The organism is Archangium sp. (assembly GCF_045802675.1).
Classification (GTDB): domain Bacteria; phylum Myxococcota; class Myxococcia; order Myxococcales; family Myxococcaceae; genus Archangium.
Genome location: NZ_JBJMQO010000069.1, coordinates 1 through 9,187, shown reverse-complemented (window position 1 = coordinate 9,187; position 9,187 = coordinate 1). Strand labels below are relative to the sequence as shown.

The 9,187-nt window shown below is 71.6% G+C and carries 9 protein-coding genes; 6 read left to right on the top strand and 3 right to left on the bottom strand.

The window, feature by feature from the left end; genetic code table 11:
* The 4 genes from ACJ8AN_RS19365 to ACJ8AN_RS19350 all read left to right on the top strand — a co-directional run.
* A partial coding sequence (locus ACJ8AN_RS19365) for a methyl-accepting chemotaxis protein (RefSeq protein ID WP_407756877.1) occupies positions 1 to 1,709 on the top strand: 1,709 nt, incomplete at its 5' end.
* A 180-nt stretch (positions 1,710 to 1,889) separates the two neighbouring features.
* Positions 1,890 to 2,453, top strand: coding sequence for a DUF4166 domain-containing protein (locus ACJ8AN_RS19360; RefSeq protein WP_407756876.1), 564 nt, complete (start codon positions 1,890 to 1,892; stop codon positions 2,451 to 2,453).
* Positions 2,450 to 3,007 carry a hypothetical protein gene (locus ACJ8AN_RS19355; RefSeq protein WP_407756875.1) on the top strand — a complete coding sequence of 186 codons (558 nt, stop codon included), beginning with the start codon at positions 2,450 to 2,452 and terminating at the stop codon, positions 3,005 to 3,007. The genes ACJ8AN_RS19360 and ACJ8AN_RS19355 overlap by 4 nt, the downstream gene beginning before the upstream one ends.
* A complete protein-coding gene (locus tag ACJ8AN_RS19350) occupies positions 3,004 to 3,411 on the top strand; it encodes a hypothetical protein (RefSeq protein ID WP_407756874.1) in 408 nt (135 codons plus the stop codon). Before ACJ8AN_RS19355 ends, ACJ8AN_RS19350 begins: the two co-directional genes overlap by 4 nt.
* Here ACJ8AN_RS19350 and ACJ8AN_RS19345 read toward each other — a convergent pair.
* Both ACJ8AN_RS19345 and ACJ8AN_RS19340 read right to left on the bottom strand, forming a co-directional pair.
* The gene (locus ACJ8AN_RS19345; RefSeq protein WP_407756873.1) at positions 3,398 to 4,789 is read right to left on the bottom strand and encodes a glycosyltransferase family 39 protein; all 1,392 of its coding nucleotides are present in this window, start codon (positions 4,787 to 4,789) and stop codon (positions 3,398 to 3,400) included. The two genes, ACJ8AN_RS19350 and ACJ8AN_RS19345, sit on opposite strands and share 14 nt — an antisense overlap.
* A complete protein-coding gene (locus ACJ8AN_RS19340; RefSeq protein ID WP_407756872.1) occupies positions 4,776 to 6,512 on the bottom strand; it encodes a BamA/TamA family outer membrane protein in 1,737 nt (578 codons plus the stop codon). Before ACJ8AN_RS19340 ends, ACJ8AN_RS19345 begins: the two co-directional genes overlap by 14 nt.
* Positions 6,513 to 6,632: 120 nt before the next feature.
* On the opposite strand from ACJ8AN_RS19340, the gene ACJ8AN_RS19335 reads away from it, so the two are divergent.
* Positions 6,633 to 7,022, top strand: a complete 390-nt coding sequence (locus tag ACJ8AN_RS19335) for a response regulator (RefSeq protein WP_407756871.1) — start codon at positions 6,633 to 6,635, stop codon at positions 7,020 to 7,022.
* Here the strand turns inward: ACJ8AN_RS19335 and ACJ8AN_RS19330 are convergent.
* Positions 6,990 to 7,886: a cobalamin-binding protein gene (locus ACJ8AN_RS19330; protein ID WP_407756870.1), complete on the bottom strand. Its 897-nt coding sequence runs from the start codon at positions 7,884 to 7,886 to the stop codon at positions 6,990 to 6,992. The genes ACJ8AN_RS19335 and ACJ8AN_RS19330 overlap by 33 nt on opposite strands.
* A gap of 96 nt (positions 7,887 to 7,982) precedes the next feature.
* On the opposite strand from ACJ8AN_RS19330, the gene ACJ8AN_RS19325 reads away from it, so the two are divergent.
* Positions 7,983 to 9,044, top strand: a complete 1,062-nt coding sequence (locus ACJ8AN_RS19325; RefSeq protein WP_407756869.1) for a hypothetical protein — start codon at positions 7,983 to 7,985, stop codon at positions 9,042 to 9,044.
* Positions 9,045 to 9,187: the final 143 nt, after the last annotated feature.

The following is a 9,187-nucleotide window of genomic DNA, read 5'->3' as shown; positions in this document are numbered from 1 at the left end:
TGTCGCTCGCGCTGACGGCGCAGGAGATCGTCTGGAGCATGCTCTACCTGCTCCCGCCCGTCTTCCTGGTGGCGGGCGTCGGCCTGCCCCTGGTGAGCGGCTCGGCGCTGCTGCGCCAGACCTTCGGCCCGCGCCCCGGGGAGCCCCCGCGCGAGCGCCTCGTGCGCCTGCAGATGCTGCCCTGGAAGCTCGCCTTCGTGTGCACCCAGGGCGCCTACCTGCTGGGAGGACTCCTCTTCTCCCTCCCGCTCGTGCTGCACTTCCACAAGCCGCCCCTCATGGTGGGGCTCGGGCTGCTCGTCGCCGCCACGCTCGGGCAGATGGTGTCGCTGCCGGTGGGCATCAAGTTCGAGCAGCTGCTCATGCCCCTGGTGCTCGAGGAGCGCAACCGCCACCGGGCGCGCACCACCGGCAAGGGCCCCTTCTGGCCCCGGCAGCGCTGGTACCTGCCCTACGCGTTCGCCGCCACCCTGATGAGCTCCCTGCTCGTCTGCGGGCTGGTGTTCATCCTCCAGCTGCTCGCGCTGCGCGACTCCCACCTGAGCGCCCTCGCCGCGGACCCGGGCCTGTCCCAGTCCCAGGCCGAGCTGATCGCCGAGCGGCTGCGGACCTTCAGCGACACCCTGCTGTCGACGATGGGCCCGCCGATGCTGGTGCTCGGGGCGTTCGTGCTGCTGGTGCCCTCGATGTCCGCGTGGATGCTGGCGCGCCGGCAGGTGCGGGCCACGGCGGCGCTCCAGGCCGCCATCGAGGGCCTGGCCAGCGGCGCCCCCATCGCTCCGGCCTGGGCCTCCACCGACGAGCTGGGAGACCTCTCGGCGGGCATGCTCACCGCCCTGGAGCACCTCCAGGAGATTCCCACCCGCCTGCAGGCCTCGGCCAGCCTCCTGCTCTCGGCGAGCACCGCGCTCGGCTCGGCCAGCACCCAGCAGCGCGAGCGGATTACCGAGCAGGCCTCCATGCTCCAGGAGGCCCAGCTCACCTCGGAGGAAATCCGCACCACCTCGGACCTGGCCTCCCACAAGGCCGAGAGCGTGCTGAGCGTGGCGGGCCACGCGGAGAAGCTCGGGCAGTACGGCGAGGAGTCCATCGAGCGCACCCTGACGGGGCTCAACACCATTGGCGACTTCGTGGACGGCATCCGCGGCAAGGTGCTGCGGCTGCAGGAGAGCGCCACGCAGATCGCCAGCATCGCCGTCACGGTGAAGGACCTGGCGGACCAGTCGCACCTGCTGGCGCTCAACGCCTCCATCGAGGCGGCGCGCGCCGGAGACCAGGGCGCGGGCTTCGCCGTGGTGGCCAGCGAGATTCGCAAGCTGGCGGACCAGACCATCCGGGAGAACGCCCTCATCCGCAAGAGCCTGCTGGACATCGGCACCGCCATCCGGGACGTGGTCTCCATGAGCGAGCAGGGCGCCCGCCAGGTGGAAGGCGGCCTGGAGATGGTGCGCTCCTCGGGCAACAACCTGCGCGAGATGTCGCTCATCATCCAGGAGAACGCCGCGGCCGTGCGGCAGATCGCCGTCGCGGTGAACCAGCAGAACACGGGCATCTCGCACATCTTCAACGCCATCGCCCACATCTCCTCCGGCATGGACGAGACGATGAAGCGGCTGGACACCACGCTGCAGGCCACCGAGACGCTCCAGGCCGTCACCCGCGAGGTGACGGAGATCGCCCGCCGCTACCAGCTCAACCGCAAGGAGTAGGCGGCCGCGAGGGAGCCCTCCGGGCGCGTTTTTCCGCGACTGGTACGACCATCGGACCAGTTGGCGGAAAATGAAGCCGGGAGCCTCGCCGCTTCCGCCCCGTCTTCCCGGGCCGCCCGCGGCAATGCAGGATGTGGGGGCGAAATCACCGCCTCGGGGACGGACGTGGAGCTGACCCACATGGGACTGGAGACGGAGCGGGACTCCTCGCTCTACGCCGGACTGCTGGGCCCGGCCTGGGAAGGGTTGCCGCCCCTCGTGCGGCGCCTGCACCGCGAGGGATACGCCACCGGCCGCTTCTCCATCCGCCGCGGCCCGGGAGTCCTCGCCGCGTTGGCCGGCTGGCTCTGCCGCTTTCCTCCCGCGGGCGAGGGCGTGCCCACCCGCCTCGTGGTGCGGCGCGAGGGCACCGGGCAATGCTGGGAGCGCACCTTCGGGACGCACGCGCTCGCCACCGCGCAGTATGCCCGCGAGGAGGGGCTGCTCGTGGAGCGGCTCGGCCCCGTGGAGTGCGTCTTCCGCCTGCGCGCCGAGGGGCGTGGCCTCCTCTATGAGCAGGTGGGCGCGTGGCTGTGCCTCGGCCCCTGGCGCATTCCCCTGCCCCGCCTGCTCTCGCCGCACATCCAGGCCGAGGCCGCCGAGGCCACCGGAGGCATGCGCGTACACGTGCGCATCGGCTCGGCGCTGGCGGGAGCACTGCTGACCTACGAAGGCCTCGTCACCCCCGAGGAGGAGTCCCCATGAGCACGGCGCTGTGGCTGCTCGCCGTCCAGGGCGCGCTGGGCGCGTTCGACACGCTCTACTACCACGAGTGGCGTGCACGCCTGCCCGCGCGCGTCCCCGGCACCCGCCCCGAGCTGCTGCTGCACGCCGCTCGGGACTTCTTCTACGCGCTCCTCTTCGCAAGCCTGCCCTGGCTGGCGTGGCGGGGCGCCTGGGCGGCGGTGCTCGCGCTCGTCGTCGCGACGGAGATTGGCATCACCCTCGCCGACTTCGTGGTGGAGGACCGGGTGCGCCGGCCATTCGGAGGCGTGTTCCCTGGAGAGCGCTGCACGCACGCAGTGATGGGCATCCTCTACGGCGCGGTGCTCGCCCACCTCGTGCCCGAGCTGCTCGCGTGGTGGCACATGCCCACCGGCCTGGAGCTCGCGCCCGTGGCCCTCCCCGAGTCCCTGCGCCTCGTGCTCGGCCTCATGGCGGTGGGCGTGTCCGGCTCGGGCGCGAGAGACCTGTACGCGGCGCTCCAGCTTCCCGGTGGGCGTTGGCCCTGGCCCGCGCAAGAGGCCCCGGTGCCATGAAACGGCGCGCCCTGCATCGCGCGGTGTTCTGCCTCGCGGCCCTCTACAACATCCTCTGGGGCCTCTACGCGGCGGTGGACCCGCAGTGGCTCTTCCGCTTCGCGGGCATGGCCCCGATGAACCACCCCGCCTTCTTCTCCTGCCTGGGCATGGTCATCGGCGTCTACGGCCTGCTCTACGCCGAGGTGGCGCGGCGCCCCGAGCACGGCTTCGCGCTCGCGGCGGTGGGACTCCTGGGAAAGGTGCTGGGGCCGCTGGGGCTCGCCGTCCTCATCCTCCAGGGCGAGTGGCCGAAGGCGACGCTGGTGCTCTGCCTCACCAATGACTTCATCTGGTGGGCGCCCTTCGCCCTCTACCTGTGGGACGCGTGGCCGTACTACCGCCGCACCTTCAGTCCCGCTTGAGGCAGCGCTTCCAGAGCGTCACCCCACCCGAGGGCCGCTCCGGACAGAAGCCGGAGGCGCGCAGGGTGTCCTCGCCCACCGCCCTCCCCTCCACGAGCGCGTGGGAGAAGCGCGCGTCCGCGAGCCGCTCCCGCAGCTCGTCCTCCGAGTGACCGGCGGCCACGAACACCGGCACGTCGCGGTGCAGGTAGAAGCGGCCTCCGGTGTTCCACTCGGGGGGGCCGGCGACGACGAGCCCGGTGAGCGCCGGGTCCCTGCCCGCGGCGACGGTGCCGTCGATGACGCCCTGGCGCAGCCCGAGCGGGAACAGCACGGAGGCCGCCGCCACCGAGGACAGCACGTACAGCCCTCCGAGCACGCCCAGCACCGCGCGCCTGTCCGCGAGCCGGGAAATGTCGTTCGCGAGGGGACCGGCGGCGATGGCCACGAAGAAGGGCAGCAGGGGCACGAGGAAGCGCGCCTCCTTGTGTCCCAGCGCGCTCACCACGCCGAGGTAGAACGCGAAGGCGCCCACGAGCACGTCGCGCCGGGCCAGCCCGCGAGCGAAGTGCCAGACGAGCAGCATGGGCGCCATGCCCGCGAGGATGGGCGCGTACCACCACACGGGCTGCCGGCCGAAGTGCGACGCAGAGGAGCCGCTGGCGATGTTGAAGTGGAAGTAGCGCCAGGCGGAGGCCCAGGGCGAGCCCCACGTCAGCCAGTCGAGCACGCCGAGCCCCAGCAGCACCGCGCCCGTGCCCACCGCGAAGCCCGCGAGCGAGCGCCAGCGCCGGGCCCCCACGAGGCTCACCGCGAGCGGCACGCCGAACACGGCCGAGGGGTAACGGATGACGAACGCCACGCCCAGCAGCACGCCGCTCCACAGTCCCTCGCGCAGCGCCCCCCGCTCGCGAGCACGCCGGGCCCACAGCAGCGCACCCAGCAGGGGCACCACGCTCAGCACGTCCCCGAGCGGCCGCGCGGCGTAGAGGAGGAAACCACCCCAGGTGGCATGGACTCCCGCGGCCAGCAGTGCCGCCTCATGGCCATCGCGCTCCTCCACGAGCCGGAACAGCACCCACGTGCCCACGGCCTGCACGCCCGCGCACACGCACCACACGAGCCCCGCCATCACCCACGGGTGCTCGAGCCCCAGGGCCCGGCACAGCGCAAGCACCCCCCCGAGCACCCCGGGCACCGCCCAGTTGCGCAGCCCTTCCACCCACTCCCAGGCGACGACGCGGTACCCGAAGGCCAGCCCGTGCGCGGGCTCCAGGTATTGGAAGACCTCGTCCGGATGCACGCGTCCCCGGGCGAGCGCCGCCACGAGCACCGCGAGGAACGCGCCCACGCCCACGAGCCGGGAAGGCCGGGCCCACGGAGAGCTAGAGCGGAGCATCCAGGAACCCGGGCCGGAACTCCGTCACCTGCCCGCCGCTGAAGGAGAAGCGTCCGCCGATTCCGGGCCGCTCGTCGTTGATGACGTAGCCGAAGTCGAGACGGAATGGGTAGGTGTTGAACTGGGGGAAGAGCAGCCGCAGGCCCACGCCCACCGAGTGCACCACGCTCGGGCCCACGTCGAACGCCGAGCCCGCGTCGTAGAAGAGCACGCCGCCCAGGTGCACCGTGTAGAGGATGAGCGGCCGGGTGCGGTACTCCACGTTGAGCAGGACCATGCGCTTGCCCGAGTACGCCTCCGGCAGCGCGCCCCGCAACCCGTTGCCGCCTCCGAGCAGCAGCACGCGCTCGTTCAAGTCGTCGATGTCCACGTCCAGCAGGCCGCGCACCACGAAGCGCCCGCCGAGCACCTTCGGGGACACCTGCTGCACCTCCACGGCCCAGCGGCGGTTCGTCCAGCTCGCGTTCTCTCCGAGCAACCGGCGGATGGACGCGGCGGCGGCCACCGAGCTGAGCGCATCCCCCAGGCGCACACGGTAGCGGGCGGTGAGGCCCACCTCGGCGAAGTTCGCCGACCCGGCCAGCAGCGCGGGGGCGTAGCGCGCCGTGGCGGTGACGTAGTGCCCCACCTGGTAGTCCTCGGAGAGGGCGTACGAGTCCACGTCGCGCATCACCTCGTAGCGCGTCTCCCAGAGGCGCACGTAGCCGAGCACGTAGGCGGCATCCTCGGCACGTGGCAGATAGTTGTCCCGCAGCCACGCGCGCTGGGCCTCGTCCAACCCCGACTCCGCCGGAGCCCCATAGCGCCGGTGGTACGCGCCAACACCCCCGCCCGCGTCCACCTTGTAGCGCGTGCCCCAGGAGCGCAGGTACAGCGTGCTCCCGCTCAGCTCGCGCGCGTCGTAGACGTAGGGCACCGTGCCGCCCTCGGGGTACGGCAACTGCCAGATGTCCGCGCCACGGAAGATGCGCACCGGCTGCACGCGCCACACCACCTGCGCCTGATAGCTCCACGGCGTGTCCAGCGAGTAGAAGGGCCGCGAGAGCAGCACGCTTCCCCTGCTGCCCTCGAGCTGGTGGTTCTCCCGCCCGAAGATGAGCGCGGCGTTCTCGCTGAGCGTCCAGCGGCTGCCGCCCAGGCGCGGGTCCACGTACGTCTGCCCGAGGCTCAGCGAGTCCCGCCGCAGCAGGAAGTCCACCGCCACCTTCTTCCCCAACCCGAGGAAGTTCTGCTCGGTGCCCTGCAGTTGCAGCGACTGCACCAGCGTGCCCACCAGCTGGAAGGACTGGTTGAGCCGCAGCGACCACAAGTCCTTGGTGACGACGAGCAGCGACACCGCGTCCGGCGAGGAGCCCCGCACCGCCACCACGCGCACCACCGCGAAGATGCCCAGCTTGCGCAGGTTGCGCGCCGTCTCCAGCGCCAGCGCCGGCGCATAGGGCTGCCCGGGCGCCAGCAGCACCTCGCGCCGGATGACCTCCTCGCGAGTGCGCGCGTGGAACACGTCGAGGAACAGCGGGTAGGGGTCGCTCGGGGCGACGACGTCCTCGGAGGCCACCCTCACCGATTCGAGGCGCTTGCCCTCGGGGTCCGCCTCGAGCTCCAGGCCCCCCTGCTGGGCCAGCCCCCACTGCACGAGCGCGTCCTCATAGCCCTCGGGGGGCGGCGAGGGTTCCGCGGCCAACAGGGACGCGGCGAGCAGGGCGGGCCAGACGAGGGACACGGGCCCATCCTGTCACGCCGCCGGGCCCGGGGAATACGCTAGTGAACAGCTCCCGAGCCCTCCGGGCTGGAGGGGATTCCCGGACGTGGCCAGAGGCGGGAGACTCCCCGCTTTGGAGAGATGGACTCCGTAGTGTCCGGACGCAACGTGAAGATTCTCCTGGTAGAGGACAACGAGGACATCCGCGAAGGGCTGACCGACCTGCTCGAGAGCGAGGGGTATTCGGTCGCCGGGAGCGGTTCGGCGGAGGAGGGACTGGCCCGGTTGAGGGCGGAGTCCTTCCAGCTCGTCATCACCGACTACATGCTGCCTGGAGAGACGGGCGGGTGGTTGTTGGAGCAGGCCGAGCGGGAGCAGCGCCTGCGCGGCATGGGCGCGGTGATGATCACCGCCCACCCGAAGGTGCGGCCTCCTGCCGGCGTGCGCCTGATGCACAAGCCCTTGGACATCGACGACTTCCTGCGCGTGGTGTGCGAGTCAATCCCCACGCTGCGTGCCGTCGGCGGGTAGCGGCGCGGCGCGCAGGTCTCCCGGACGCGGGGGCGGCAGCTTCTCCCCCCGGGCGATGGCCGCCACGATGCACGCGAGCTGCTCCACCCCATCCGTCAGCGACGCCGGCCCCGGCTGGAGGATGAAGGAGCTCTTCACCTCGTAGAGCTGATCCTCCACCACCGCCGTCACGTGCTCCCAGCCCGGCCGGCCGACAATCTTCTCGCGCTTCGCCTTGCGGCCACACCAGCTGGCGATGACGCCCTCGGGATTGCGCCGGGCCACCTCGGCCGGGTCGAAGATGCGGCCCTTGGCGCCGGGGTGCTCGCGCGACTCGCGGCACACGTCCTCACCGCCCACCAGCTCCACCAGCTCCGAGCACCAGCGGATGCCGGAGATGAGCGGCTCGTGCCACTCCTCGAAGAAGATGCGGGGCCTGCGGGGCAGCTTCTCCGCCGCTTCCGCGTGCCGCGCCAGATTGGCCTCCAGGCTGTCCGCCAGCTTCTCCGCGGCCTCGGCCCGCCCCACCAGCGCCCCCACCACGCGCACCGTCTGGAGGATTTCGGCGAGGGAGCGCTGGTTGAAGAGCACCACCGGCACGCCGCGCTTGCACAGCTCGCGGCCCAGGTCCGCCTGAAGGTCCGAGAAGCCCAGCACCAGGTCCGGCTTCAGCTCGAGGATGCGCTCGAAGTTGGCGTCCAGGAAGGAGCTGACGCGCGGCTTCTTGCGGGCCTCGGGCGGGCGCACGGTGAAACCCGAGACGCCCACCACCAGGTCTCCCGCCCCGATGCGGTAGAGCGTCTCCGTCGTCTCCTCCGTCATGCACACGAGCCGCTGGGGGTAGCGGGGCGCAGAGGAGAGCAGGGCCTCGAGTCGGTCGGTCATGTGGGCAGTGTAAGGCTTCAACGGTCCTGGATTGGCATGCCGGGTGACCCCCTGGACTTCCTTCCGGCGGCGCTTCCGGACCATGCTCTGCCCTGCATGACACCCGTCGCCCGAAATACCTCGCGAACCTGGATGGTGCTGCTGCTGCTGGTGGTGGCCGTGAGCGCCTGTGGCCCTCGCAGCAAGCAGCAGCGCCAGGCCTACGGAGAGCGGCGGGCCGACGAGGCCACCCTGCTGCTCAACGAGGCCGAGCAGCACCTGCGCGACCTGGACGCGGACCGCGCCGTGCCGCTGCTGGAGAAGGCGAAGGAGGAGCTCGCCCACCCGGATGTGGACCTGTCACCCGAGGCGGAGATGCTCCACTCGCAGCTCGCGGACCTCCAGGCGCGCGTGCCCCGCGTGCGGGAGGAGAAGGTCCGGCGGGAGAAGGAGTCCAGCGCGGAGCGTGAGCGCCAGCAACTCGAGGCCTCCGTGGAGAAGCAGCGGGACGCGGTGGTGCAGGCGATGTCCGAGGTGACCGGGGCCGTCGACGCGCTCGAGGGCAGGGATGTTGGCAAGGCCCAGGTGGACGCGGCGCGCGCGGCCATCCAGCGCACGCGCGAGAACCTGAAGGCGGGCAAGGAGCTGGAGGCGAAGAGCGAGGACTACGCGGCCTCCGCGAAGAGGACCGAGCGGCGCCTGGAGCAGGCGGAAGCGCGGGTGCGGCTGGCGCAGAAGGTGGTGGAGTTCGTCTCGGGGCCGCTCGGGGAGAGCCAGGAGGCGCCCGAGCTGGAGAAGAAGGCGCGGCGGGAGAAGGACCTGGCGGCGCGGCTGTCGCTCTACACGGACATGAAGGAGCGCTACCAGCGCTGCGGTGACGAAGCGGACAAGCTGCTCGGCGAGGTGCCGGAGCTGGCGCGCAACCCGCTGCCGGTGAAGGGCCGCCCGATGGTGCTCAAGGCGGTAGCCACCGGGTGCAAGAAGAAGGCGGTGCTCCTCCAGCGCGCGGTGGTGAAGCTGGAGAAGGCCAAGGTGAAGCAGGACAAGTTCAAGGAGAAGCTGGAGAAGCTCAAGGCCGCCCGGGAAGCCGCTCGGGAGAAGAAGGAGCAGCTCAAGGCGGCGAAGCTGGCGGCCAGGCAGGCCGCCCGGGAGAAGGCCCTCGCGCGCAAGCGCAAGTAGCGCCCCGGATGACACCGCCTTCCACGGAAGCCCGCCGTCCTCGTTCCCCGGTGTGGCGGTGCACGAGCACCCTGACGCTGGCCCTGCTCGTGCTGCTCACCGGCTGTGCCACCACGGGCCGGATTCCTTCGAGCGCACGGCCT

Bases quoted from the DNA above. Each gene is read 5' to 3' on its own strand.
- ACJ8AN_RS19360 (WP_407756876.1), top strand. From the start codon at position 1,890: ATGGGACTGGAGACGGAGCGGGACTCCTCGCTCTACGCCGGACTGCTG.
- ACJ8AN_RS19355 (WP_407756875.1), top strand. From the start codon at position 2,450: ATGAGCACGGCGCTGTGGCTGCTCGCCGTCCAGGGCGCGCTGGGCGCG.
- ACJ8AN_RS19350 (WP_407756874.1), top strand. From the start codon at position 3,004: ATGAAACGGCGCGCCCTGCATCGCGCGGTGTTCTGCCTCGCGGCCCTC.
- ACJ8AN_RS19345 (WP_407756873.1), bottom strand. From the start codon at position 4,789: ATGCTCCGCTCTAGCTCTCCGTGGGCCCGGCCTTCCCGGCTCGTGGGC.
- ACJ8AN_RS19335 (WP_407756871.1), top strand. From the start codon at position 6,633: ATGGACTCCGTAGTGTCCGGACGCAACGTGAAGATTCTCCTGGTAGAG.
- ACJ8AN_RS19330 (WP_407756870.1), bottom strand. From the start codon at position 7,886: ATGACCGACCGACTCGAGGCCCTGCTCTCCTCTGCGCCCCGCTACCCC.
- ACJ8AN_RS19325 (WP_407756869.1), top strand. From the start codon at position 7,983: ATGACACCCGTCGCCCGAAATACCTCGCGAACCTGGATGGTGCTGCTG.